The sequence below is a fragment of the Pseudogemmobacter sp. TB195 genome (genome assembly GCF_058313095.1).
Genome location: NZ_JBZEGG010000004.1, coordinates 61,295 through 85,750, shown reverse-complemented (window position 1 = coordinate 85,750; position 24,456 = coordinate 61,295). Strand labels below are relative to the sequence as shown.

Genomic DNA, 24,456 nt, shown 5'->3' with positions numbered 1-24,456 from the left:
TTAAGCCACTGGCGGATCACTGGGCCGCGATGCGGATCACCGGCTCCATCGCGGCAAATTGCGCCGGCGAAAGGTGGCATTTGATCTGATGCCCGCCGGCCAGCTGAACAACCGGCGGCATCACGCGATCACAGAGCCCGCCCCCGACCTGGGATTTCCAGCGGCAGCGCGTCTGGAACGGACAGCCCGGCGGCGGGTTCATCGCAGAGGGGATCTCGCCGTCCAGCACGATATGTTTGCGCGTCACCGTCGGATCGGCGATCGGGACTGCGGATAAAAGCGCCTCGGTATAGGGGTGATAGGGCGGGGCAAAAACCTGTTCAGTCGTGCCCATCTCGACCACATGCCCAAGATACATCACCATCACCCGGTCGCTGAGATAGCGCACGATGGAAAGATCATGGCTGATGAACAAAAGCGTCGTGCCATTCTCGCGCTGGATATCCATCAGCAGATCGGTGACCGCCGCCTGGACCGAGACATCCAGCGCCGAGACCGGCTCATCCGCGACCACCACTTTCGCGCCACCCGCGAAGGCGCGCGCAATGCCGACGCGCTGTTTTTGTCCGCCCGACAGCTGGCGCGGCATCCGTTCGGCAAAGGCGCGCGGCAGTTTCACAAGGTCAAGAAGCTCGAGCATCCGGGCCTGACGCGCGGCGTCACTGTCGCCGTAGCGGAAGACCTCCAGCGCGCGGATGATCTGGCGCCCGACCGTCATCGAGGGGTTCAGCGTGTCGAACGGGTTCTGGAACACCATCTGCAACTTTGACACCGTATCCGCGCCGCGTTTCTGGATCGGCGTGGATTGCACGTTTTCATCAAACAGCATGATCTTGCCCGAAGTTGCGGTCTCCAGCCCCATCAGAACCCTGGCGAAGGTGGATTTGCCGCAACCCGATTCCCCAACGATTGCAAGGGTCTCGCCTTTCCGGGCCTCGAAGCTCAGCGTCTCATTGGCCTTGACGACTTTGGTCAGGCCGCCGCCGAAGGCCCCCGAGGAAACCTGGTAATATTTCCTCAGATCATCCATTTTCAGAACGATCTCGCCCGGCGGCAGTTTTTCGCGGGCTTTGGCCGCCCTGGGCGGCGCGTGCCAGTCGATTTCCTGCCATTTCAGGCAACGCGTCGCGTGGCGCTCGCCGCCGGGAACCGGCGCCATCGCGATGTCGCCGGCATTGCAGCGCCCGGCTTCGAAATACACGCAGCGCGGGCCGAAATTGCAGCCCTGGGGGCGTTCATGCGGCAACGGAAAATTCCCGGGGATCGAGATCAGCGGGCGGGCGTTTTTGTCTGCGCCGGGCAACGGGATCGCCCGGAAGAGAGCCTGGGTATAGGGATGGCGCATTTCGGTGAAGACCTCGGTGACATTGCCGGTCTCGACCGCCTCGCCGGAATACATCACGCAAAGCCGGTCGCAGACATCGAGGATCAGGCCGAGATTATGCGAGATGAACAGCATCGAAGTGCCGTATTTCTCGCCCAGTTCCTTTACCAGGGCGACAATGCCGGCCTCGACGGTGACATCAAGCGCAGTGGTCGGTTCATCGAGGATCAGGAGCGCGGGTTTCGCCATCAGCGCCATGGCGATGACGATGCGCTGCTGCTGGCCGCCCGAAAGCTGATGCGGATAGGAATTCAGCATCCGGTCCGGATCGGGCAGCCTTACATCGGCAACGATCTGACGGGCAAGCGCCCAGGCTTCAGATCGCGACATGCCACGATGGATCATCGGGACTTCGGCAAGTTGTGCGCCGATCTTCATCGCGGGGTTGAGCGAGGCCATTGGCTCCTGGTAGATCATTGCGATCTCAGAGCCACGTATGCGGCGCAATTGCTCCTCGCCCATGGTGGTGAGGTCCTGGCCCTTGAAAAGGATGCGCCCGGCGGTGATTTTGCCGTTCTTCCCGAGATCGCGCATCACAGCCAGCGCGACGGTGGATTTGCCGCAACCAGATTCGCCGACGAGGCCCATGGATTCGCCCGCCATCACCTTGCAGGAGAAATCCATCACCGCCGGGATCTGTCGGAGCCGGGTGAAGAAGGTGATCGAGAGGTTTTCGATCTCGAGAATTGGCTGTGTGGGATCCCAGGTGCTCGGCTTCGCGGTCATATGGGTTTCCTTTGGCTGGTGGCCAGGGCGCTGCCCCGGACCCCGGGATATTTAAGGACAGATGAAATCAGTCTTTCAGGCTTTCTTCGCGAAGGCCGTCGGCGAGGAGGTTGAGGCCGAGGACGAGGCTCATCAGGGCAATGGCGGGGACGAGGGCGGCATGGGGGAAGATCGCGAGGAGGCGGCGGCCATCGTCGATGGTGGAGCCCCAGTCGGGGCTTTCGGGCGAGACGCCGAGGCCGAAGAAGCCGAGCGTGCCGAGGAGGATGGTGGTATAGCCGATCCTGAGGCAGAAATCGACAATCAGGGGGCCGCGCGCATTGGGCAGGATCTCCCACAGCATGATATACCAGGGGCCCTCGCCGCGGGTCTGGCCGGCGGCGACATAGTCGCGGGCTTTGATGTCCATGGTGAGACCACGGACGATGCGAAAGACACCGGGCGAGTTTACGAAAACCACAGAGACAAAGACATTGAGCATATTGGGGCTCATCGAGAAGAGGCCGGTCGGGTCTTTGTTGAAGGCAAGCCCCGCCCAGGCCCAGAGCCCGATGATCAGCGTCAGGCCGACATAGAGGTTGCGGCGCGCAGGCAGAATATGGAAGCGCGAATTGAAGAGGATGGTGAAAAAGATCACCGGGAAGAGAAAGAGCGCTGCGGCAAAGTAAATCGGGATGCCGGTCTCGATGATCTCGGGCGTGACCAGCAGGTAGAAGAGCAGGATCACCGGGAAAGCCAGCACGAGATTGGCGATGAAGGAGAGGAATGTGTCGAACTTGCCCGCAAAATAACCGGCGGGCAGGCCCAGCGTGATCCCGACCATGAAGGCAAAGACCGTGGCGGCGGGGGCGATTTTCAGCACCTCGCGCGCGCCCATCACCATGCGCGAAAACACGTCACGGGCAAGGTTGTCGCCGCCGAGCAGATACCAAGGATAGACCCCTTCGGCCGCAGTGGCCAGCGCCGTGCCGGGGAGTTTGTTTTTCATCCCCGAGAGCTGCACGAGCGGATCATGCGTGATGATCAGATCGGCAAAAAGCGCGGTGAAGATCCAGAACATCACCACGGCAAAGCCAATCATGCCCGCGGTGGAATCGAAGAGCTTGCCGTAAAGGCCAAGGCGGCGGCGGTACCGGATCGACAGGATGAATGTGGCGATCAGGGCGATCCAGACCGGGGCGAATGCCAGGGCGGATTTCAGGGCGATCTGGAGCCAGGAGAGGTCTTGCATCTGTCTCTCCTCAACTCAGCCGGATGCGGGGGTTGAGGAAGACATAACCGATGTCCGAGATCAGCTGCGTGATAAGCACCAGCACCACCGCGACAACGGAACAGCCCAGCAGAAGCGGGATGTCGTTATTCCCCGCCGCCTGCACCAGCGTCCAGCCGAAGCCTTTGTAATTGAACAGGGTTTCGACAATCACCACGCCGTTCAACAGCCAGGGGAATTGCAGCATGATCACAGTGAACGGCGCGATCAGGGCGTTTCTCAGCGCGTGTTTCATCACCACCTGGGAAAAGCTGACGCCCTTGAGGCGCGCGGTGCGGATATATTGCTGGCTCATCACCTCGGTCATCGAGGCGCGGGTCATGCGGGCGATATACCCGATGCCGTAAAGCGCGATGGTCATCACCGGCAGGGCGAAATTCCAGAAAGTTATCCTGTCCATGGCGCTGGTGGCGGTGCCCTGGAAGAGGGTCTTGCCCTCGATCCAGCCCATTTCGGCCAGCACGGGTGAGATGCCGACCGTGGCCGAGGCTAAGACCACGATGAAGATCACGCCCGAAACATATTCCGGCGTCGCCGTCGTCACGATGGCAAAGCCCGAGAGGATGCGGTCGGTCCAGGAGCCTTCGCGCATCCCCGAGAGCACGCCAAGGGTCAGCGCGGTCGGCACCATCACGATCATCACCCAGAGCATCAGCCAGGAGGTCATCGACAGCGCGCGTTTGATCACATCGGCCACCGGCTGTTTGAACACGGTGGAAAAGCCCCACTGGCCCTGGAGAAGGCCGCAGCGGGTGGGGATATCGTCAAGGGTCGCCACCGTCCCGGTGATGCAGCGGCCGGTGAAGCGGCCCTCTTCTTCGCGTGTCCAGCCCGGCACGACACCAAGCCATTGCCCATAGCGATGCAGCGTCGGGGTGCCATAGCCGTTGCGGTCGAGCCAGCTTGCGACTTCGGCATCACTCATCCGCACCGAAGCCTCGGATTTCGCGAGCTTTTCCAGGTTGGGTGGCAGATTGGTCAGCCAAAAGACAATGAAGGTCAGCGCAAGGACAGTCAGGAGCATCACGCCGGTACGGCGCAGGACAAAGGCGAACATGGCTTCTCCTCTTCCGGGTCAGGGAAGGCGGCGGCTTGTTGGCTGGGGGCCCGGGGGGCGGGGCGGAAACGGGGCAGGGCGGCGCCTGCCCCGGGAACCGCATCAGGCGGCGATCCACCATTTGTAATGATGGTGTTCAAAGGTTGCGTGGATGCCGCAATCCTTCACCTTCGGATCAGTATGACGATAGAGCGAGCGCCAGTAGGATTGCACGAGCACACCCTGCTCCTGCAGGATTTCCTCGACCCGTTTCATGACCTTGCTGCGCTCGGTCGCATCATTGATCGCCAGCGCCTTGCCGAGTTCAGCATCGAATTCCGCATTCGAGAAGGCGGATTCGTTCCAGGCCTCGCCAGAGCGATAGGCGACTGACAGAACCTGGACGCCGAGCGGACGCATATTCCACTCGGTGGCCGAGAAAGGGTATTTGGTCCAGTCATTCCAGAAGGTCGAACCCGGCAACACCGTCCGTTTTATTTTGAGACCGGCATCGCGGATCTGGGCCGCAATGGCGTCACAGGTCGCAGCCTGCCAGGCATCATCAAGCGAGATCAGCTCGAATTCGAAATCACCATAACCGGCCTCGGTGACCAGCGCCTTGCCGGCGACCGGATCGGTGACCACTGGCGGCAATTCGTAATATTCCGGGTGGATCGGGCAGACATGGTGATTTTCCGCGACGGTCCCGAGGCCGGAATAGCCCAGCTCCAGCACCACGGCATTGTCGACGCATTTGATCAGGCCGGTGCGGGTTCTGACATCCTTATATTCCTCGGCCAGCTGGTTGAACCGGACCGCCAGCGTCGCAGAAGTCACCGCCTCCGATTTATCCCAGCCCATCGCGTCGAGCACTTCGATGAATTCGCCAACCGACTGATATGTGGCATCAATTTCGCCGGATCCAGCCGCCGCAACCTCGGCTGCCGGGTCGGTGCCAAGATCGTAATATTCGATCCGGTCGAGATAGGGCCCGCCGTAAACCTCGCTGCCCCACCAGGGCTGATCCGATTTCACCAGCGAGGCACGCACACCGGTTTCGAAATTATCATATTTGAACGGGCCGGTGCCCGGCGTCTGGGTCGGATCACCATTCTCATAGCTTTTATGAACGACCATGCCGGGATAATCGGCCAAAGCCGCGATCAGGGCGATATCGGGGGCGCTCAGCACCAGTTTCACGGTTGAGCCATCGACCACGGTGACCGCACCGTCGCGCATCTTGCCGCCCTCGCTGCCGTCCCGCAGACCGACACAGCGCGCCGCCATCGAATTGCCTTCGACCGAGCCATCGCACCAGCGCGCAAAATTATGCGCGACGTCCTCGGCGGTGAAATCGTCGCCATTCGACCATTTTACGCCCTGACGCACCTTCAGCGTGTATTCGGTCGCGTCGTCATTGGCCTCCCAGCTTTCCAGCAACATGCCGCGGATCGAGCCGTCATTGTTGTATTCGACCAGATATTCCAGCCAGCCGCGCATGAAATTGGCGATCTGGCTCCAGTCAGAGGTGCGCGGGTCTTTCAGCGCTTTCAGCTCCATCGACATCCTGAGCGTGCCGCCGGGCGTCGGGGTGCCTTCGGCATAGGCCGGGGTTTCCAGCCCCAGCAGCCCCCAGGCGACCGGCGCCGCCACGCCAAGCGCGGTGGTGCGGGTCAGGAATTCGCGGCGGCTGAGCTGGCCCGCACGATGCTCTTCGGCATACATGGTTGCGGCGGGGTGCAGACGGGTATCGGTATTCCGGGTCATTCATCATCTCCCTGTCAGGCTCGGGCGCGAGGCAGAAAGCGTCGCGCAAACGAGGTCCGGGACGTGCCGTTCTCTCCCGGCTGCAGTGCCCTGCCGGCGCCTGTCCGGGCTGATACCGGAACGGCCGGAACTGTCTGGCCACGCAGGAACCGCGCCGCGAAACAGGCTGTTGGGATCTGCGGTGCGGGCCGGATTTTTTCCGCCGGCTTCATTCCCTGGTCCGTCCATTGCGCATGTTTTCCGCTTTCGCGTCAATGCTTTTGACAGACCATTCTCAGGGCTTTTGCGATATCGAGGTCATGGAATTGCGCCAGACGCATTGCAGGTTCAGCAGCTGGCGCATGGCAGCTGCCGGCCACTAGGGACGCCCGATACGGTGCGCCGGCTGACCGCGCCGGCGCCCAGTCGGCCCCCAGTCGGTCCGTGGTAGCAGGCTCAGCCGGTGCGGCGGAATGCCGTCGGCGACTTGCCGGTCATATGGTGGAAGGCGCGGGTGAAATAGGCCGGCGAGGCAAAGCCAAGGCTCGCCGCGATATGACCCACCGGGATCTTGGTCTCACTCAACAGGCGCTGCGCCTCAAAGATACGGCGGTCCTGCAACAGGACCGAAGCCGGTTTGCCGCAGGACTGTTTGCAGCAGCGCGAAAGATGGGTGGGCGTGACATTCAGCTTTGCGGCGAAATCCGAGACGCCAAGACCCGAGCGATATTCCTTTTCCAGCAGACTGGAATAGCGCGCCGCCAGCCGGCGGCTGGCATCGGGGCGGGTGGCTTCCGGCTCGGCCCGGGCGGCCTGGCGCTCCAGCCAGACCCCGAGCAGCCCCAGATAATGGCCGGTGGCCCGATCATGGGCCGGCACATCCGAACTCATCTCGCGCGTAATCGAATCAAGCAAGACGTTGATTTCCTGCTGCGCATGGACCTCGCGGATCCGCAGATGCTGCGGTGATGCGGGCAAAGGCAGCCCGCAATTGCGCCCGAAAAACACCGCCGTGCCGAAAACCGAAGGGCCGGCATCAAAGCCATGCATAACGCCCGGCGGAATGAAAACCACATTATGTGCGGTGTAGCCGCGCGTCTGCCCCTGGACCGTGATACGGCCCTGGCCTTTGGTGAACCACAAAAGGCAGGATTCAGACAGCGAGCGCATCGCTTCGATACGCCAGCGGCCGGCGGCGGCGAGACGTGGAATGGCGAGGACACGGAGGTTTGAAATCGCGGTAAAGTCTTGCATTGTCTTCTTATCTTTTCTGCCGATGGGCGAAAGGTAAGCGGCAAGTCTGCAAAAATGAAACCAAAAAAATGACATTTCAGTCAAGTTATCCACAGCCCTAACGGAAAGCTGTGGGTAAATATGTGGACGTTTTGCAAGCCGCTGGCAAGCCACGCCAGCCGCGACATTGGAAGGGGCAGGGCGCGCCTCAGGGCAGCGCCAGCGTCTGCCAGTCGCGCATCCGGCTGCGAAACCAGGTCCGCTGGCGTTTCGCATATTGATGGCTGGCGATTTTTGCCGCAGTGATCGCTTCGGCAAGGCTCGCCTCGCCACGAAGATAAGCAACAAGCTCCGGCGCCCCGATCGCTTTGGCCCAGGGGCGCGCGGCGTCCCAGTGCGGCAGCGCGGCGCGCGCCTCCTCCAGCGCCCCGTTCCCGATCATCTGATCAAAACGCCGGTCGATGCGGTGGTTCAGCCAATCAGTCCCGGGCTGCATCACAAGGGCCTCGCTACGCGCGCGCGGCAAAAGTGCCGGGCCCGTCTGCGCCTGCCAGAAGGCCAGCCCGCGCCCGGTGGCCCGCAAAACCTCCCAGGCGCGCTGCACCCGGGCGGGGTTGCGCAGGTCGATCCGCGCGGCGGTCTCGGGGTCAAGTCCCGCCAGCATCGCAGGATAGTCCACCAGCCGCAGCCGGTCCGCCTCCGCCCGCACCCCGGGCGGCACCGGAGGCACCGCAGCCAGACCTTCCGTCAGCGCCATGAAATATAGCCCGGTCCCCCCGACGATCACCACCGGGCGCGCCAGCAAAGCCGTGACCTCGCGCAGCCAGTGGCCGACCGAATATTCCGCATCGCGCCCGATATGGCCGTAAAGCAGATGCGGCGCCGCCGCCGCCTCGGCCAGAGTGGGCCGCGCCGACAGGACCCGCCAGCAGTCATAGACCTGAAGCGCATCGGCATTCACCACCGCCCGCCCGTCCCGTGCCGCCAGTTCCAGCGCGAGCGCCGATTTTCCGCTCGCCGTCGGTCCGGCGATCAGCACAGGCAGCTCTCTTGAAACTGCAGAGAGATCCGGCATCGAATTTCCTCTTGATCCAGATATTCCGGGGGAACCCCGACGTTGCCGGGATGGGGGCCGCGCCCCCTTTCGCGCTCTCTTTCGCGCCTGTGCGGATCCGCCGCAACCCCGGTTGATCCCGGCCCGCTTTTGGACCATTTTGCGCGCAACTTCAAAATCAGAACAAGACCAGGGGATTCCCATGTCCAGCGCAAGCACAAAGCCAGGGCCAGTCACGGCCTCGGCGGTGAAATATTCCCGCGTGATGCTCAAAATCTCGGGGGAGGCGCTGATGGGCGACCAGGGCTTCGGCCTCAATCCGCCCACGGTTGCGCGTATCGCCCAGGAAGTCAAAGCGGTGCAGGAGCTTGGCGTCGAGATCTGTATGGTGATCGGCGGCGGCAATATCTTCCGCGGCCTTGCCGGTTCGGCGCAGGGGATGGAACGCACCACCGCCGATTACATGGGCATGCTTGCCACAGTGATGAATGCGCTCGCGATGCAATCGGCGCTGGAACAGATCGGCGTCTTCACCCGGGTGATTTCAGCCATCCCGATGGACCAGGTCTGCGAGCCCTATATCCGCCGCCGCGCCGTCCGCCACCTCGAGAAAAAACGCGTCTGCATCTTCGCCGCTGGCACCGGAAACCCCTATTTCACCACCGACACGGCTGCGACTTTGCGGGCCAATGAAATGGGCTGCGAGGCGGTGTTCAAAGGCACCAAGGTGGATGGCGTCTATGACAAAGACCCCAAAAAACACGAGGATGCCAAACGCTACGAGACCGTCTCTTATGACGAGGCGCTGGAAAAACATCTCGGTGTGATGGATGCGACCGCCATCGCGCTTGCCCGCGACAATGACCTGCCGATCATCGTCTTCTCGCTTGATGAGCCGGGCGGATTCCGCACAATCCTCGCAGGCGAGGGCACTTATACGCTGGTGAATGCAAAGGGCTGAGATATCTCAGTCGTCGCATAAATTTATCCGGGGCGGTCCTTTTATTTCGACGTGAATGTCAGGGGCCGCCCGTTTCCTGGCCGGTTATTCAGCCGGGTCCGGGCCTTCAGACGCATTGTTTCAGCGCCACCGTGACCGACGCTCTGCATGTCGGCTGGCTGTACTGGCGCATCAGGCCGGGACAGGCCGCAGCGCATCAGGACAGAGGGCGCAGAGAAACCGCCCACGCCATAGCGGTGCAGAGGGAATTTCCGCGCAGCTCCCCGTCGCGGGCGGCATTCCATGCCACAAGCTTCTATACCCCGGGTCATCTTTGTCCTATAGGAAACCAGATTTCCCCGCATCTCTCGCGGGCCAGCCTGAGGAATATGCCAGATGTCGAACGAAGAGTTCATGCTCGACACCGATGATCTCATTCGCCGCATGGAAGGGGCGATCGCCTCTCTGCGGGTCGAATTTGCCAGCCTGCGCACCGGCCGTGCCTCCGGCGCGATGCTGGAGCCGATCATGGTGGATGCTTACGGCCAGATGACGCCGATCAACCAGCTTGGCACCGTCAACGTCCCCGAGCCGCGCATGGTCACGATCAACGTCTGGGACAAGGGCATGATCAATAAGGTGGAAAAGGCGATCCGCGAATCCGGTCTGGGCATCAATCCCCAGACCAACGGCCCGATCATCATGCTGCCGATCCCCGAGCTGAACGAGGAACGCCGCCGCGAACTGACGAAAGTCGCCGGCTCCTATGCCGAACATGCCAAGGTTGCGATCCGCAACCTGCGCCGTGACGGTATGGATCAGATCAAGAAAGCCAAAACGAAGAACTCGCTCTCGGAAGACGACCAGAAATTCTGGGAAGACGAGGTCCAGGAGCTGACCGACAAGCATATCAAGCTGATTGACCAGACGCTTGAGACCAAACAGGCGGAGATCATGCAGGTCTGATCCTTCGGGAGGAGCCGCGCATGGTCGCCGCTAAAACCCCCGATGCTGCAGGGTCCCGCATTTCGGGGTCTGGCATTTCCGGATCTGGCATTTCCGGATCTGGCACCGCCATATCTGGCCCCGATGCAGCCGCGCAGGCGCATCTGGCGCAGGCAGGTGCGGGGGCGGCGCGCCATGTTGCGATCATCATGGACGGCAATGGCCGCTGGGCGACCAATCGCGGCTGGCCGCGACTGGTCGGGCATCGCCGGGGCGCGGAACGGGTGCGTGAAATCGTTCGCGCCGCGCCGGATATGGGGCTGCGCTGGCTGACGCTTTACGCATTCTCGACGGAGAACTGGAAACGATCGACCGAGGAAGTCCTTGGTCTGATGGGGATCTTCGCGCATTTCATCCAGCGCGAGGCGGCAGCCCTTGCGCGCGAAGGCGTGCGGTTGCGCTTTATCGGCGACCGCTCGCGTCTGGCGCCAAAGCTGCAGCGCCTTATGGCGGGTATCGAGGCCAAGACCGCGCATCTCACGCGACTGAACCTGATCGTTGCGATCAATTACGGCGGTCGTGACGAGATCCTGCGCGCCGCGCGCCGGATCGCGACCGAGGCGGCCGAGGGGCGGTTCAACCCCGCCGACCTGACCGATGCCGCGTTTTCTCATGCGCTGGACACCGGCGATGTGCCCGATCCGGATCTGGTGATCCGCACCTCGGGCGAGACCCGCACCTCGAATTTTCTCGTCTGGCAGGCGGCCTATTCGGAATATGAATTCACCGAAACGCTCTGGCCCGATTTCACGCCGGACGAACTGGCCTCGATTCTTTCGCGTTTCGGCAATCGGGAGCGCCGGTTCGGCGGAGCAAAACCATGACCTCAAAATCCGCAGGTGAAAAATCGGCAAGATGGGGGGATCTGGCGCCGCGTATCCTTTCGGCCATTGTTATGCTGGCGGTCGGAGGGCTTGCGATCTGGCTTGGCGGGATCTGGTTTCTCGCGCTTGCGGTGATCTCTTCGGCGCTGATGATGTGGGAACTGGCGCGAATGACGCGCGGGCAGGGGTTTGATGCCTCGATCCTGCTCGGGGCCCTCACGGCTGTGGTTCTGGTCATGGGGATCACCCTGCCCTGGGCGCTGCCGTTTCTGCTGCTGCCCTCGCTGATCGGGGTGTTGACGCCGCGCCGCGATATTCTGGCTTTCGGCCCCTATGCGCTGGTGATCGTGGTGACGGCGATGGCGCTGATCATCCTGCGCAGCGACACGCATGGGGTGGTGGCGATTGCCTGGCTCCTGTCGGTGGTGGTTGCTTCGGATGTGCTGGGCTATTTCGCGGGGCGTATCTTCGGCGGGCCGAAATTCTGGCCGAAGATCAGCCCGAAAAAGACCTGGTCCGGCACGGTGGCGGGCTGGATCGGGGCGGCGCTGGTGGGCTTTGGCTTCTGGCACTATGCGGGCTTTGGCGCGGCTGTTCTGTGGGTCTCGCCTCTGATCGCTTTCGCGGGCCAGCTGGGCGATATCGCGGAATCGGCGATCAAGCGACGGGCAGGGGTCAAGGATGCCTCGAACCTGATCCCGGGTCATGGCGGTTTGCTGGACCGGTTCGATGCGCTGGCTTTTGCCGCGGTTCTGGCGGTGATCCTCAATCTCGGGCTGCATTTCCTGCCGACGCCCGGCGATGTTGCGATTATGGCGGACAGCCTGCCGCTTGACGTGACGGAGTAAGGTCTTGCGCAAAATATCCATCCTTGGTGCGACCGGCTCGGTCGGCACCCAGACCATTGACCTTGTGGCCCGTGCGGGCGAGGGCACATTCGCCGTCACCGCGCTGACCGGCGGGCGCAATATCGCGCTGCTGGCCGAACAGGCGCGGGCGCTCAGGCCCGATATTGTGGTGACATCCGAACCCGGGCTGCTGCGGGATCTGCGCGAGGCACTTGCCGGCAGCGGGATCGCGACCGCCGCCGGGCCGGAGGCGATCCGCGAGGCCGCCGCGCGTCCCGTCAGCCTGACGCTGAATGCGATCATCGGGGCGGCGGGGCTGGTTCCGGGCCTTACCGCGCTTGAGGCCGGTGCCACGCTGGCACTTGCGAATAAGGAAAGCCTGGTCGCGGCAGGCCCGCTTATGATGCGGCGGATGCGCGAGACCGGCGGGCATATCCTGCCGGTCGACAGCGAACATTCGGCGATTTTTCAGGCCCTTGCCGGTGAAAAGACCGACACGATTGACCGCATCATCCTGACCGCTTCGGGGGGCGCTTTGCGTGACTGGCCACTGGCGCGGCTGGAGAGCGCGACCGTGGCCGAGGCGCTGGCGCATCCCAACTGGTCGATGGGGCAGCGGATCACCATCGATTCCGCTTCGATGTTCAACAAGGCGCTTGAGGTGATCGAGGCGCGCGAGCTGTTCGGCGTCCGGCCCGATCAGATCGAGGTGATCATCCATCGCGAAAGCATCATCCATTCGATGGTCGGCTTTCAGGACGGCGCGGTTATGGCGCATCTGGGCGTGCCGGATATGCGCCACCCGATCGGCTATGCGCTGAACTGGCCCGCGCGTGCGGCGCTGCCGGTGGCGCGGCTGGACCTTGCGCGCCTTGCAAAGCTGAGCTTCGAGGCCCCCGATGAAACCCGCTTTCCGGCCCTGCGGCTGGCGCGCGAGGTGATGGAGACCCGCGGCCTTGCCGGGGCCGCCTTTAATGCCGCAAAAGAGATCGCGCTGGATCTTTTCCTCGCGGGTAAGATCGGGTTCATGGAGATGGCGCGGCTGGTCGAGGCGACTTTGACCAGGCTTTCGTCAGATTCCGGCCTTCACAAAGACGCAGGCTCTCTTGAGGATGTGCTCGCGATGGACCATCTCGCAAGGATCCGCGCGGCAGAGATCGCCGCTGCGCCCGCGCGCGCGGTCTGAAATACGCGGTCTGAAGAAAAAGCAGACAAACAGACTAAAAGCAGACGAACAGGCATAAGGAACGGCTGATTTATGGATATCCTCGGATTGCTCACGGGGGCCGCCTGGTCGGTCGTCTTCTTCATTGTTGCGCTTTCGATCATCGTGGCGATCCATGAATATGGCCATTACATAATCGGACGCTGGTCGGGGATTCATGCCGAGGTCTTCTCGCTGGGCTTCGGGCCGGTGCTGCTGTCGCGGGTGGATAAGCGCGGCACGCGCTGGCAGGTCGCAGCGATTCCCTTTGGCGGCTATGTGAAATTCCTCGGTGATGCCGATGCGGCCTCTGTCCGGTCCGAAGTGCCCACGGGGCTGAGCGCGTCTGAACGCCGCCATACGATGGCGGGTGCACCGCTCTGGGCGCGGGCTTCGACCGTGCTGGCGGGGCCGGTGGCGAATTTCATTCTGACCTTCGCGATCCTGCTGGGCACGGTGTTGTTCAACGGCATATCGCTGGACCGGCCTATCGTGGGCAGGCTGGTGCCGGTGCCCGGGGTGCAGACGCTGCAGGAGGGCGATGTCATTCTCGCGCTTGGCGGGCGGGCTACACCGGACAATAAAAGCTTTGGCGAAGCGATGCGGGCCTTGCCGCGCACAGCCGAGGTGGAATTCCGCGTCGAGCGGGACGGTCAGGAACTGACGCTGATGGCGCCGCATCCGCAGCCCGGCCTGATGGGCGGCGTCCAGGTGAAATCGGCCGCGATTGATGCTGGTCTTCAGGCCGGGGACGTGGTGGTCAGGGCAGATGGCAAGGAGATCAATGCGTTTGAGGATCTGGCGGATATCGTGCGCGGCTCGAATGGCCGCACCCTGCCGCTGACGGTCTGGCGCGACGGTCGTACCTTCGATCTGGAACTGACGCCGCGTTCGCGCGATGTGCCGCGCGCGGCGGCTGACGGCGGCGGTTTCGAGAGCCGCTGGCTGCTTGGTGCTTTTTCCGGCATGACTTTTGAACCCGCGAGCCGCCCGGCCGGCGTCTGGGAGGCGGTCACAACCGCCGCCAGCGCGATGTGGAATATGACCACAACGACCTTCTCGGGCCTGTGGCATATGATCGTCGGGCAGATTTCGACCTGCAATATGTCGGGCGTGATCGGCATGGCCGAAACCATGGGAGACGCGGCGAAAACCGGGACCATGGGCTTTTTGAGCATGCTCGCGGTGCTGTCGCTGGGGGTCGGGATCCTGAACCTGCTGCCGATTCCGGTGCTCGATGGCGGCCATCTTGTGTTTCACGCCTTTGAGGCAGTGACGGGCAAACCGCCCTCGGACGGGGCGCTGCGGGTTCTGATGACGGTGGGGCTGACACTGCTTCTGTCGCTGATGGCCTTTGCCCTGTGGAATGACGTCACCTGCGTGTGACATTGACGGCGGTGGCCGGGGCGGTTTTCCCGGCACCGCCGGATCTTGCGCGATTTGCGCCATAGTCTCGCCAGATTCACGACCTATCCCTCTGCCTAACAAGAGGTGATGCTATGCAGATGGTTGAACGCACTTTCCCGGGTCTTGTCCTGCTCGCCAGGATCAATTTCGACCGTATTTTCACCATGGGAACGATTGTCGTGGGCCTTCTTGCCGGCGCGTTTCTTGGATCCGCCATTCTGGGCTATTACGCGGCGCCCTTGCAAATTACGCCCTGAGCCGGTGCAATTGGTGAGGCCAGGCAGATTTCCGCCGCTTGCTGACTGCTCTGTGTTTTAGCGCCATCGGCGAGAAATGATCTGAACCCGGCTCTTTTGCGCCGGGTTTTCGCTTTTTCGGCGATCAGGCAGCGGGGATGGCGGCGGGAATCCCCCGGTCCGGGCGCGCATTTCTGCCGATTTCTCAGCATATCGGTGCATTCGATCTGGCTGCAGCTTCCTGGGGGTTGTGCTGCCCTTAAGTTGCCTGCCTCGTCTGCGGCGATCAGCGGGGCGACATACTATATCTGCCAGACTTATCCACAAGGACCGCAGGCTTTTGACAAGGGCCAGCTTTGTCGTTAGTCAGACACAGGGAAATTTCTACTGCGGAGCGCGTGGCAGGTCATGGTGAAAAGCTCGATCCGGAAACAGCAGCGCGCCAGTGGTATTGCCGGTGGCCGCAAACGGGTTGCCGGGGTCACGCTTGTGACTGCGGTTCTGCTCGGATCGGTGGCCTCGACGCCGGTCTGGCTGAAGCCCGCCTTCGCCCAGGTTTTCGCCTTCTCAGCGGTGAAGGTCGAAGGAAATGAGCGCGTCGATGCCTCTACCATCCTGTCTTATGCAGGGATCAGCCGGGGCCAGGAGGTTTCGGCCGGGGCGCTGAATGACGCCTATCAGCGGATCAATGGCTCGGGCCTTTTTGAGACGGTCGAGATCGTCCCGCAGGGCAATACGCTCGTGATCAGGGTGAAGGAATATCCCTTCATCAATGTGATCAGCTTTGAGGGCAATAAGCGCATCAAGGACGATGACCTCGCGAAACTGGTCAAGTCGCAGACGCGTCACGTCTTCTCGCCCTCGACGGCCGAAGCCGATGCCGCAACCCTGGCCGAGGTTTACCGCCAGCGGGGCCGTATCGCCGCGACCATCAACCCCAAGGTCATCCGTCGCGATGGCAACCGGGTCGATCTGGTGTTCGAGATCACCGAGGGCAAAGTCGTCGAGATCGAGCAGCTTTCCTTTGTCGGGAACCGCGCCTTCTCGGACCGCCGGCTGCGCCAGGTCCTGCAGACCAAACAGGCGGGGCTTTTGCGCCAGATCATCCAGCGCGACACCTATGTCTCGGAACGGATCGATGTCGATAAGCAGCTTCTGACCGAATTCTACCGCTCGCGCGGCTATATCGATTTCCAGGTGCTTGACGCCTCGGCCGAAGTCTCGCGCGAACGCGATGCAAGCTTCGTGACCTTCACCATTCGGGAAGGTCAGCAATATTCCATCGGCGCGATCTCTACCGTGTCCGAGGTCGAAGGCGTTGCTGCCGACGATTTCGCGGCGGTGCAGAAGATCCGGGCGGGCCAGACCTGGAGCCCGGCGCTGATCGACAACAACATCGCCCGGATGGAAAACCTCGCCCTGAAGAAAGGGCTGAATTTCGTTCGCGTCGAACCCCGTATCACCCGGGATGACCGCAACCAGCGCGTCAATATCGAATTCGCGGTGGTGCGTGGCGAAAAGATTTTCGTCGAACGTATCGATATCGAAGGCAATGCCACCACGCTGGACGAAGTCGTCCGCCGTCAGTTCCGCAGCGTTGAAGGCGACCCCTTCAACGCGCGCGAGATCCGTCAGTCGGCGGAGCGTATCCGCGCGCTCGGCTTCTTCTCGGATGCACGGGTCAATGCGGAACCGGGCTCGGCGCCGGACCAGGTGGTCGTGAATGTCGATGTCGATGAACAGCCGACCGGCTCGCTTGGCTTTGGTCTGAGCTATTCGGTCGAATCCGGTGCCGGGATCTCGGTCAATTTCTCGGAATCGAACTTCCTTGGGCGCGGACAGTCGATTGCGGCCAGCGTCGCAACCACGTCGGATAATCAGAGCTCGTCCTTCTCCTTCACCGAGCCGTCGCTGTTCGGCCGGGATCTGAGCCTTTCCTTCGGCCTGTTCTACCGTACGACCGATTCGGATTATGCGCTTTACAACACCCGCAGTGCCGGCTTCTCGCTTTCGCTTGGCTTCCCGCTTGGCGAACAGTCGCGTCTCAGCCTGCGTTACCGGCTCAGCCGGGACGATATCTTCGATCTCGACCCGGATGAATACGACACCAGCACCACGCCGCCGACACCGATCTCGCTGCGTTCGCCGATTCTGAAGGATGAAGTCAGCCGCGGCGCGCTGACCTCGTCGTCCATCGGCTATACCTATGAATATGACAGCCGCATCACCGGGCTTGATCCGACGCGCGGCCTGTTGTTCCGCTTTGGCCAGGATATCGGCGGGCTTGGCGGCGACACCAAATTCCTCACCACATCGCTTTTCGCCATGGGCGAGCAGAAGATCTGGAACGAAGAAGTCACGATTCGGGCGATCTTCGAAGCAGGGCATCTTCAGGATCTTGGCGATACCGGCACCCGCGTGACCGACCGCTTCTTCCTGCGCGGCAAGATGCGTGGCTTTGAACCCAACGGAATCGGCCCGCGTGATGGCACCGATCTCGAAGATGCACTCGGCGGCAATGTCTTTGCGGTGGCGCGGTTCGAATCGGAATTCCCGATTGGCCTGCCCGAGGAATATGGCATCATGGGTGCTGCCTTCCTCGATATCGGCTCGGTCTGGAGCCTTACAGACAAAGCCGGCCTTGCCGGGCCCATCGATGACAGTTTCAAGCCGCGTGTTGCGGTCGGCGTCTCGGTTCTCTGGGATACGCCGGTGGGGCCGCTGCGCTTCAACTTTGCCAAGGCGCTCAAGAAGGAAGACTACGATAAAACGCAGTCCTTCGACCTGACCGTTTCGACCAAGTTCTGAGATGGCGGCGCCGGCGCTCCGGGGGATGATGCTGGCAGGTCTGGCACTGCTGCCGGTCTGGGCTGGCGTGGCTTTTGCGCAAGACGCCGAAGCCCTTTCGGCACCCGGTGGGGCAGAGACCGTCCCCGATACGGCAGCGGGCGAGACTTTCGCACTTTTGACCCTGAACCAGGCGGAGCTCTTTGAAAAATCCGCCTGGGGGATGGCCGCAACGAAGGCGGCGGAACAGGCTGCTGCCGAAGTCAGCGCTGAGAACCGCGCCATCGAGGCCGCGCTGGAACAGGAAGAGCGTGATCTGACGGCGAAACGCGCCGGCATGACAGCCGAGGCATTCTCGGTTCTGGCGCGCGATTTCGACACCAGGGTCGAGGACTTCCGCCAGTCGCAGGATGCGAAAGTGCGCGCGATCAACCGGAAGCTGGACGAGGACCGCAAGGTATTTCTCGATCGCTCGGTGCCGCTGATGGTTGAATTGCTGGATGAATATGGCGCAGTGGCGATCATTGGCGATGATGTACTGATTCTTTCGCGTTCCTCGGCGGATGTGACGCAGCGCGCGATTGCCCTGATGGATCAGCGTCTGCCGGCGCCCGACGCCGCTCCGGCGGATGGAAAGGGCGAAGGGCAGGGCGCAGAGGGCGGTTCAGACCCCGTGCCTGCGCCGGTTCAGGATCCGGCAGCCGGGACACCTGCGCCTGCACCCTGAAAGCCGATCCGGGGCGGGCGTCCTGGGCGCTCTTTGCCGGCGCTGTTCGCCGGAACTTGCCCCGCAGCTATCAACTTGGTAGCAGTCGGAAAACCGCGCGAAACCGCTGCGGATATCAGCCCTATGTGACAGGAGGAGGATGCGCCAGATGGATGCCAATACGGAAGCCAGGGCCGTCACCAATGCCGATCTGGATCTGATCCAGCGGATTATCCCGCATCGTTACCCGTTTCTGCTGATCGACAAGGTCCGCGATGTGGTGATCAACGAATCCTGCGTCGGCGTGAAATGCGTCACCTATAATGAGCCGCAATTCACCGGCCATTTCCCGGGTATGCCGATTTTCCCCGGTGTGATGATCATCGAGGCGATGGCACAGACCTCGGGCGTGCTGGTGGGGCTGTCGATGGATCTGGTCGACAAGAATGCGAAAGTGTTCTTCATGGGCGTCGACGGTGTGAAATTCCGCCGCAAAGTGGTGCCCGGCGATGTGCTGGAACTGCATGTGAAAGCGCTGCGTGGCGGCGGCAAAGTGTGGAAATTCTCGGGCCGCGCCACGGTCGATGGTGAACTGGCCTGTGAGGCTGAATTCACCGCAATGTTCGACCTGCCAAAGGCCTGATCCATGTCCATTCACGGAACCGCCGTCATCCACCCTTCTGCCGTGATCGATGACGGCGCCGTGATTGGCCCTGATTGCTTTATCGGCCCGTTTTGCGTGGTCGGCCCCGAGGTCACATTGCAGCGCGGGGTCGAGCTGAAATCCCATGCCGTAGTTACAGGCTGGACCGATATCGGCGAAGAAACCACGATCTGGCCCTTCGCATCCGTGGGCGAAGTGCCGCAGGATCTGAAATTCAGGGGCGAGCGCACCCGGCTGGAAGTCGGCGCCCGTTGCCGCATCCGCGAAGGCGCCACGCTGAACACCGGCACCGAGGGCGGTGGCGGGGTGACCCGCGTCGGCGATGATTGCCTGCTGATGACCGGCGTTCATATCGGTCATGATGCGATTGTCGGCAATCGGGTGGTGATGGCGAATAATGTCGCCATCGCCGGCCATTGCCATATCGGCGATGATGTGGTGATCGGCGGCCTTTCCGGCATCCATCAGTTTGTTCGCATCGGGCGCGGTGCGATCATCGGCGCGGTCACCATGGTCACCAATGACGTGATCCCCTATGGCCTCGTCCAGGCCCCGCGCGGCGAGCTGGACGGGCTGAACCTTGTCGGGCTGAAACGGCGCGGCGTGACCCGGGCCGAAATCACCCAGCTGCGCGCCGCCTTCCAGATGCTGGCCCAGGGCGAGGGTACCTTCCATGACCGCGCCGAGCGTCTCGCGGAAGATTTCGACGCCGTCCATGTGCGCGAGATCAGCGAGTTCATCCTCTCGGCCAGCGACCGGTCGTTCCTGACGCCGAAAGGCGCGAAATGAGCGTCGCGATCATTGCCGGGCGTGGCGCGCTGCCTGCCGCGCTGGCGCAGGCGGCGCCGATACGCCCCTTTCTGGCCGCGCTGGATGGGTTCCCCCCCGAAGGGCTGGTGCCCGATCTGACCTTCCGGATCGAACGCCTCTACCCGTTCTTTGCCGCTTTGCATGAGGCGGGGGTCACCGCCGTCTGTTTCGCCGGTGCCGTGCAGCGCCCGCGGCTTGACCCGGCGCTGTTTGACCCGATCACCGCGGGTATCGTGCCGCGTCTGATGGCCTCCCTGGCCCAGGGCGATGACGCGACGTTGCGCGAGGTGATCGCACTCTTCGAGGAAGACGGGTTTTCGGTGATCGGCGCCTCCGATCTTGCGCCCGCCCTGGTGCCGCAAGCCGCGTTTTATGCCGGCGACGTTCAGCCCCGCGACCGTCAGGATGCGGCGCGCGCCGCGCTGATCGCCGAGGCGCTTGGCCGGGTCGATGTTGGCCAGGGCTGTGTCGTGCAACAGGGGCTCTGCCTCGCGACCGAGACACTGGCCGGGACCGACGCGATGCTCGCAGGCGTGGCTGCCTTGCCTGCCGGGCTGCGACCCGAGGCCCCGCGCGGGCGCGGGCTGCTCTATAAGGCGCCAAAACCGCTGCAGGACCGCCGTATCGATCTGCCGGCGCTTGGGCCGGTCACCGTGGCTCAGGTCGCTCAGGCCGGTCTGGGCGGCATTGTCTGGGAGGCCGGCGGCGTGATCTGTCTCGACCTGCCCGCAATGCAGGCGGCGGCGCGGGAGGCAGGGCTTTTCCTCTGGGCCCGTCAGCCCGGAGAACCCGCGTGAAATTCATCCTGATCGCCGGAGAGCCCTCGGGCGACCGGCTCGGGGCCGCGCTGATGGCAGGGCTGAAGGCGCTGCTGCCTGAAGCGCGGTTCGAAGGGGTCGGTGGCCCGGCCATGCAGGCCGAGGGGCTGGAAAGCGCCTTTCCGATGGAAGAGCTCTCGGTCATGGGCATTGCCGAGATATTGCCGAAATATTTTCACCTCAAACGGCGGATCCGCCAATGCGCCGATCTGGTGCTGGCTGAGCGACCGGCGGCCCTGATCACCATCGACAGCCCGGATTTCTGCCTGCGCGTGGCGCGGATCGTGAAAGAGGCCGCGCCGGAAATCCCCACGATCCATTATGTCGCGCCCTCGGTCTGGGCCTGGCGCCCGGGCCGCGCCGCCAAGATGGCGGGGGTGATCGACCATGTGCTGGCGCTTTTACCCTTTGAGCCGCCCTGTATGGAAGCCGCCGGGATGAGCTGCGATTTCGTGGGCCATCCGGTGGTCTCTGAGCCGGTTGCCAGCACGGCGGAGGCGGTGGCCTTCCGTGCTGCGCATGGCATTGCCCCTGACGCGCCGCTGCTTGCCGTTCTGCCCGGATCGCGCCGGGGCGAGGTCAGCCGGCTTCTGCCGCCATTTGGTGAAACGGTGGCGGGGCTTGCTGCATCCTGTGCTGGCCTGCGGGTGATCCTGCCAACGCCGACCCATCTGATGCCGGTTGTCTCGGAGGCGGTAGCGCATTGGGCCGCTGCGCCGGTCATCCTCAGGTCCCCCGATGTCGCGACCCGCACTGCTGCCTTCGCCGCAGCAGATGCCGCACTGGCCGCATCCGGCACGGTAAGCCTGGAACTGGCAGCGCAGGATTGCCCGATGGTGATCGCCTATGACATGGCGCCGCTGACGCTCTGGCTGATGCGGCGGATGATCCGGATCGATACCGTGACCCTCGTCAATCTCGTTTCCGGGACCCGGACAGTGCCCGAATTCATCGGCCGCGAGTGCCGTGCGCTAAAGCTCGTCCCGGCGCTGGCCGCACTTCTTTCGGGAAAATCAAAGGGACAGGAAGTGGCAATGCGCCTGACAATGGAGCGGCTCGGCCGTGGCGGCGAAGGCCCCGGGTTGCGCGCCGCGCGCTCGGTTCTGACCTTTTTGCAGGTTGATACCGCGCAACTGCGCTGACGCGCATGCCTCCGGCGAGGATATTTAAGGACAGATGAAAAGGGTAACCTCTTTCATCTGTCTCTAAATATCCCGGGGGTGAGGCTCCTTCAGGAGCCGAGGGGGCAGCGCCCCCTCTCTGTTTAACGCCCGCGCCAGATCCAGCCGCCGCCATAAATGCGGCTTCCCTCATTCGCGTAGAACACGCAGGCCTGGCCGGGGCTGACACCATCTTCCGGTTCAATCAGCTCCACTTCGGCTTCTGTTGCCGTGATCGGACGGATGATTGCCGGGCGCGGCGCGCGGGTCGAACGCACCCTGGTCAGCACGTGCCATTCCGGCTGGCTCTCAAAGGGTGCATCGCCCAGCCAGTTGATTTCCCGCACCGGAATCACCCGGGTCGAGAGCGCCTCTTTCGGCCCGACGATAACCCGGCGGTTTTCCGCATCAAGCTTCACCACATAAAGCGGCTCGCCGAGCCCCCCGATCCCCAGACCTTTGCGCTGGCCGATCGTGTAATGGATCACGCCACGATGCGCGCCCAATACCTGGCCCGAGAGATCGACGATCTCGCCGGGCGAGGCCGCATCGGGCCGCAGCTTCTCGATCACGCTGGCATAATTGCCGTTCGGGACAAAACAGATGTCCTGGCTGTCGGGCTTGTCGGCCACCGGCAGACCGTATTTTGCCGCCAGGGCCCGGGTCTCTGCCTTGGAATGCAGGTGGCCCAGCGGGAAGCGCAGGTAAGAGAGCTGCTCCGGCGTGGTTGAGAACAGGAAATAGCTCTGATCGCGGTTCGGATCGGCGGCCGAATGCAGCTCTGGCCCGGCACCGCCCAGTTTGCGCTGGATGTAATGGCCGGTCGCCATGCAATCGGCCTCCAGCTCTTTCGCAGTGGCGAGCAGGTCCTTGAACTTCACCCTCTCATTGCAGCGGATGCAAGGCACAGGGGTCGCGCCAGCCAGGTAGGCCTCGGCAAATTCCTCGATCACCGCCTCGCGGAAGGTGTTCTCGTAATCCAGCACATAATGCGGGAAGCCCATCGTCTCGGCCACGCGCCGCGCGTCATGGATGTCACGACCGGCACAGCAGGCGCCTTTCTTTGCCAGCGCGGCCCCGTGGTCATAGAGCTGCAGCGTCACGCCGACGACATCATAGCCCTCTTCCTTGAGCATCGCCGCAACGACAGAGCTGTCGACACCGCCCGACATGGCGACGACCACGCGGGTATCTTGTGGGGCCCGGTCAAAGCCGAGCGAGTTGAGCCTGGTATCAAAGGGCATGGCAGTGTCGGGGCATGGGAGGGTCGCCGATGGGGAAAGGTTCCGGATTAGCCCGGAATATATGAAAATCTTTCCTACTCTCAAGGTGCGGGTTCAGCAATGTTTAAGCGTAACTGGTCAAATCTGCCTGAACCAGACAGCGAACGGAAACCGCGATGTATCTCAGACGAGTTGACGGCCCGAGGCAGGTGACCTTGCCGGATGGCTCCATTCTGACCCGGGCGGATCTGCCCGCGCCAGAGACGCGACGCTGGGTTGCCAGCCGCAAGGCGACGGTTGTGCGGGCTGTAGCACATGGGCTGATCACGGCCGAAGAGGCGCGCGAGCGGTATTCCCTGTCAGAAGAGGAATTCCGGCTTTGGTGTGACGCTGTTGAAAAACACGGAGAGAAGGCGCTGAAAGTCACGTCTATTCAAAAATTCAGACAACTTTAGATTGTATTGGAATTTCTCTCTGGCAAGCTGTGCGTGGTAACCATGCATTAACCAGGGGATGCGAGTGTCGTTAACGAAAATGACCTGACAGCCCGGACCGGAGATTTCCATATGCGTATTTTACTTGTCGAAGATGATCCAACAACATCGCGCAGTATCGAACTGATGTTGACCCATGCCAACCTGAATGTCTATTGCACCGATATGGGTGAGGATGGGATAGATCTCGCCCGACTTTATGACTACGATCTGATCCTGCTTGATCTCAATCTGCCCGATATGAGCGGGCATGAGGTTCTTCGCCAGATCAGGCTCGCGCGCGTAGAAACGCCTATCCTGATCCTGTCCGGATCGGACGACACCGAGAGCAAACTCAGGGGGTTTGGCTTTGGCGCCGATGACTATCTGACCAAACCTTTCCATCGCGAAGAACTGGTGGCGCGGATCCATGCGATCATCCGCCGCTCAAAAGGACATAGCCAGTCCACAATCCGGACCGGGCTGATCACGGTTAATCTCGATGCCAAAACCGTTGAGTCCGAAGGCAAGGCCGTTCATCTGACCGGCAAGGAATATCAGATGCTTGAGCTGCTTTCGCTGCGCAAGGGAACCACTCTGACAAAAGAGATGTTTCTTAATCATCTTTACGGCGGCATGGATGAGCCGGAGCTTAAAATCATTGATGTGTTTATTTGCAAATTGCGTAAGAAACTGAGCGAAGCCACCGGCGGCGAAAGCTATATCGAGACCGTCTGGGGGCGCGGATATGTGCTGCGCGATCCGGAAGGGGACCGCAGCGGCGGACGGCTCGCGGCAACGGCCTGATCGGGCACGCACCAGATTTGCCCGGGTAAGGCCGCTGTTCTGCGCTCGCGGAGTGACAGGGATCGGCACGGCTGAGCCGATGCCGGGCGCGTGAG

Annotated in this window: 22 protein-coding genes; 15 read left to right on the top strand and 7 right to left on the bottom strand. The window is 62.4% G+C overall.

Annotation, left to right across the window (positions count from 1 at the left end):
* Window positions 1-16: 16 nt before the first annotated feature.
* The 6 genes from AC4FS3_RS06140 to miaA form a co-directional block, all read right to left on the bottom strand.
* Window positions 17-2,110, bottom strand: coding sequence for a dipeptide ABC transporter ATP-binding protein (locus tag AC4FS3_RS06140; RefSeq protein WP_491019781.1), 2,094 nt, complete (start codon window positions 2,108-2,110; stop codon window positions 17-19).
* Between the two features lie 67 nt (window positions 2,111-2,177).
* Entirely contained in the window at window positions 2,178-3,341 is a 1,164-nt protein-coding gene (locus AC4FS3_RS06135) for an ABC transporter permease (RefSeq protein ID WP_491019780.1), read from the bottom strand.
* 10 nt (window positions 3,342-3,351) lie between these two features.
* Window positions 3,352-4,437 carry an ABC transporter permease gene (locus AC4FS3_RS06130; protein ID WP_491019779.1) on the bottom strand — a complete coding sequence of 362 codons (1,086 nt, stop codon included), beginning with the start codon at window positions 4,435-4,437 and terminating at the stop codon, window positions 3,352-3,354.
* A gap of 102 nt (window positions 4,438-4,539) precedes the next feature.
* The gene (locus AC4FS3_RS06125; protein ID WP_491019778.1) at window positions 4,540-6,183 is read right to left on the bottom strand and encodes an ABC transporter substrate-binding protein; all 1,644 of its coding nucleotides are present in this window, start codon (window positions 6,181-6,183) and stop codon (window positions 4,540-4,542) included.
* A gap of 435 nt (window positions 6,184-6,618) precedes the next feature.
* Window positions 6,619-7,416 carry a helix-turn-helix domain-containing protein gene (locus AC4FS3_RS06120; protein ID WP_491019777.1) on the bottom strand — a complete coding sequence of 266 codons (798 nt, stop codon included), beginning with the start codon at window positions 7,414-7,416 and terminating at the stop codon, window positions 6,619-6,621.
* Window positions 7,417-7,603: 187 nt separating this feature from the next.
* The gene (gene miaA / locus AC4FS3_RS06115; protein ID WP_491019776.1) at window positions 7,604-8,470 is read right to left on the bottom strand and encodes a tRNA (adenosine(37)-N6)-dimethylallyltransferase MiaA; all 867 of its coding nucleotides are present in this window, start codon (window positions 8,468-8,470) and stop codon (window positions 7,604-7,606) included.
* Between the two features lie 181 nt (window positions 8,471-8,651).
* On the opposite strand from miaA, the gene pyrH reads away from it, so the two are divergent.
* The 13 genes from pyrH to lpxB all read left to right on the top strand — a co-directional run bounded on the left by pyrH (window position 8,652) and on the right by lpxB (window position 21,840).
* A complete protein-coding gene (gene pyrH, locus AC4FS3_RS06110) occupies window positions 8,652-9,410 on the top strand; it encodes a UMP kinase (RefSeq protein ID WP_092897685.1) in 759 nt (252 codons plus the stop codon).
* Between the two features lie 375 nt (window positions 9,411-9,785).
* Window positions 9,786-10,355, top strand: coding sequence for a ribosome recycling factor (gene frr / locus AC4FS3_RS06105; RefSeq protein ID WP_198836802.1), 570 nt, complete (start codon window positions 9,786-9,788; stop codon window positions 10,353-10,355).
* A gap of 20 nt (window positions 10,356-10,375) precedes the next feature.
* The gene (uppS, locus tag AC4FS3_RS06100) at window positions 10,376-11,218 is read left to right on the top strand and encodes a polyprenyl diphosphate synthase (protein ID WP_491019775.1); all 843 of its coding nucleotides are present in this window, start codon (window positions 10,376-10,378) and stop codon (window positions 11,216-11,218) included.
* A complete protein-coding gene (locus AC4FS3_RS06095; protein WP_491019774.1) occupies window positions 11,215-12,066 on the top strand; it encodes a phosphatidate cytidylyltransferase in 852 nt (283 codons plus the stop codon). Before uppS ends, AC4FS3_RS06095 begins: the two co-directional genes overlap by 4 nt.
* 4 nt (window positions 12,067-12,070) lie before the next feature.
* Window positions 12,071-13,252 carry a 1-deoxy-D-xylulose-5-phosphate reductoisomerase gene (dxr, locus tag AC4FS3_RS06090; protein ID WP_491019773.1) on the top strand — a complete coding sequence of 394 codons (1,182 nt, stop codon included), beginning with the start codon at window positions 12,071-12,073 and terminating at the stop codon, window positions 13,250-13,252.
* 72 nt (window positions 13,253-13,324) lie between these two features.
* A complete protein-coding gene (rseP, locus tag AC4FS3_RS06085) occupies window positions 13,325-14,656 on the top strand; it encodes an RIP metalloprotease RseP (protein ID WP_491019772.1) in 1,332 nt (443 codons plus the stop codon).
* A gap of 113 nt (window positions 14,657-14,769) precedes the next feature.
* Entirely contained in the window at window positions 14,770-14,934 is a 165-nt protein-coding gene (locus AC4FS3_RS06080; RefSeq protein ID WP_283177954.1) for a hypothetical protein, read from the top strand.
* Between the two features lie 387 nt (window positions 14,935-15,321).
* The gene (gene bamA / locus AC4FS3_RS06075; RefSeq protein ID WP_491019771.1) at window positions 15,322-17,721 is read left to right on the top strand and encodes an outer membrane protein assembly factor BamA; all 2,400 of its coding nucleotides are present in this window, start codon (window positions 15,322-15,324) and stop codon (window positions 17,719-17,721) included.
* 25 nt (window positions 17,722-17,746) lie between these two features.
* Window positions 17,747-18,427 (top strand): OmpH family outer membrane protein, encoded by a 681-nt coding sequence (locus tag AC4FS3_RS06070; protein ID WP_491019770.1) that lies wholly within the window; start codon window positions 17,747-17,749, stop codon window positions 18,425-18,427.
* A 148-nt stretch (window positions 18,428-18,575) separates the two neighbouring features.
* Window positions 18,576-19,049, top strand: a complete 474-nt coding sequence (gene fabZ / locus AC4FS3_RS06065; RefSeq protein ID WP_092901673.1) for a 3-hydroxyacyl-ACP dehydratase FabZ — start codon at window positions 18,576-18,578, stop codon at window positions 19,047-19,049.
* 3 nt (window positions 19,050-19,052) lie between these two features.
* Complete coding sequence (gene lpxA, locus AC4FS3_RS06060; protein WP_092897669.1) at window positions 19,053-19,859, top strand: acyl-ACP--UDP-N-acetylglucosamine O-acyltransferase; 807 nt, start codon at window positions 19,053-19,055, stop codon at window positions 19,857-19,859.
* On the top strand, window positions 19,856-20,677 hold the full coding sequence (locus AC4FS3_RS06055) for an LpxI family protein (RefSeq protein WP_491019769.1): 822 nt from the start codon (window positions 19,856-19,858) through the stop codon (window positions 20,675-20,677). Before lpxA ends, AC4FS3_RS06055 begins: the two co-directional genes overlap by 4 nt.
* Complete coding sequence (lpxB, locus tag AC4FS3_RS06050; RefSeq protein ID WP_491019768.1) at window positions 20,674-21,840, top strand: lipid-A-disaccharide synthase; 1,167 nt, start codon at window positions 20,674-20,676, stop codon at window positions 21,838-21,840. Before AC4FS3_RS06055 ends, lpxB begins: the two co-directional genes overlap by 4 nt.
* Window positions 21,841-21,962: 122 nt before the next feature.
* Here lpxB and mnmA read toward each other — a convergent pair whose 3' ends face one another.
* A complete protein-coding gene (gene mnmA, locus AC4FS3_RS06045) occupies window positions 21,963-23,102 on the bottom strand; it encodes a tRNA 2-thiouridine(34) synthase MnmA (RefSeq protein ID WP_491019767.1) in 1,140 nt (379 codons plus the stop codon).
* A gap of 155 nt (window positions 23,103-23,257) precedes the next feature.
* On the opposite strand from mnmA, the gene sciP reads away from it, so the two are divergent.
* The gene (sciP, locus tag AC4FS3_RS06040) at window positions 23,258-23,536 is read left to right on the top strand and encodes a CtrA inhibitor SciP (protein ID WP_092897661.1); all 279 of its coding nucleotides are present in this window, start codon (window positions 23,258-23,260) and stop codon (window positions 23,534-23,536) included.
* 111 nt (window positions 23,537-23,647) lie between these two features.
* Window positions 23,648-24,361, top strand: coding sequence for a response regulator transcription factor CtrA (ctrA, locus tag AC4FS3_RS06035; RefSeq protein WP_283177949.1), 714 nt, complete (start codon window positions 23,648-23,650; stop codon window positions 24,359-24,361).
* Window positions 24,362-24,456 lie beyond the last annotated feature (95 nt).

Bases quoted from the DNA above. Each gene is read 5' to 3' on its own strand.
- AC4FS3_RS06140 (WP_491019781.1), bottom strand. From the start codon at position 2,110: ATGACCGCGAAGCCGAGCACCTGGGATCCCACACAGCCAATTCTCGAG.
- AC4FS3_RS06135 (WP_491019780.1), bottom strand. From the start codon at position 3,341: ATGCAAGACCTCTCCTGGCTCCAGATCGCCCTGAAATCCGCCCTGGCA.
- AC4FS3_RS06130 (WP_491019779.1), bottom strand. From the start codon at position 4,437: ATGTTCGCCTTTGTCCTGCGCCGTACCGGCGTGATGCTCCTGACTGTC.
- AC4FS3_RS06125 (WP_491019778.1), bottom strand. From the start codon at position 6,183: ATGACCCGGAATACCGATACCCGTCTGCACCCCGCCGCAACCATGTAT.
- AC4FS3_RS06120 (WP_491019777.1), bottom strand. From the start codon at position 7,416: ATGCAAGACTTTACCGCGATTTCAAACCTCCGTGTCCTCGCCATTCCA.
- miaA (WP_491019776.1), bottom strand. From the start codon at position 8,470: ATGCCGGATCTCTCTGCAGTTTCAAGAGAGCTGCCTGTGCTGATCGCC.
- pyrH (WP_092897685.1), top strand. From the start codon at position 8,652: ATGTCCAGCGCAAGCACAAAGCCAGGGCCAGTCACGGCCTCGGCGGTG.
- frr (WP_198836802.1), top strand. From the start codon at position 9,786: ATGTCGAACGAAGAGTTCATGCTCGACACCGATGATCTCATTCGCCGC.
- uppS (WP_491019775.1), top strand. From the start codon at position 10,376: ATGGTCGCCGCTAAAACCCCCGATGCTGCAGGGTCCCGCATTTCGGGG.
- AC4FS3_RS06095 (WP_491019774.1), top strand. From the start codon at position 11,215: ATGACCTCAAAATCCGCAGGTGAAAAATCGGCAAGATGGGGGGATCTG.
- rseP (WP_491019772.1), top strand. From the start codon at position 13,325: ATGGATATCCTCGGATTGCTCACGGGGGCCGCCTGGTCGGTCGTCTTC.
- AC4FS3_RS06080 (WP_283177954.1), top strand. From the start codon at position 14,770: ATGCAGATGGTTGAACGCACTTTCCCGGGTCTTGTCCTGCTCGCCAGG.
- bamA (WP_491019771.1), top strand. From the start codon at position 15,322: ATGGTGAAAAGCTCGATCCGGAAACAGCAGCGCGCCAGTGGTATTGCC.
- AC4FS3_RS06070 (WP_491019770.1), top strand. From the start codon at position 17,747: ATGATGCTGGCAGGTCTGGCACTGCTGCCGGTCTGGGCTGGCGTGGCT.
- fabZ (WP_092901673.1), top strand. From the start codon at position 18,576: ATGGATGCCAATACGGAAGCCAGGGCCGTCACCAATGCCGATCTGGAT.
- lpxA (WP_092897669.1), top strand. From the start codon at position 19,053: ATGTCCATTCACGGAACCGCCGTCATCCACCCTTCTGCCGTGATCGAT.
- AC4FS3_RS06055 (WP_491019769.1), top strand. From the start codon at position 19,856: ATGAGCGTCGCGATCATTGCCGGGCGTGGCGCGCTGCCTGCCGCGCTG.
- mnmA (WP_491019767.1), bottom strand. From the start codon at position 23,102: ATGCCCTTTGATACCAGGCTCAACTCGCTCGGCTTTGACCGGGCCCCA.
- sciP (WP_092897661.1), top strand. From the start codon at position 23,258: ATGTATCTCAGACGAGTTGACGGCCCGAGGCAGGTGACCTTGCCGGAT.
- ctrA (WP_283177949.1), top strand. From the start codon at position 23,648: ATGCGTATTTTACTTGTCGAAGATGATCCAACAACATCGCGCAGTATC.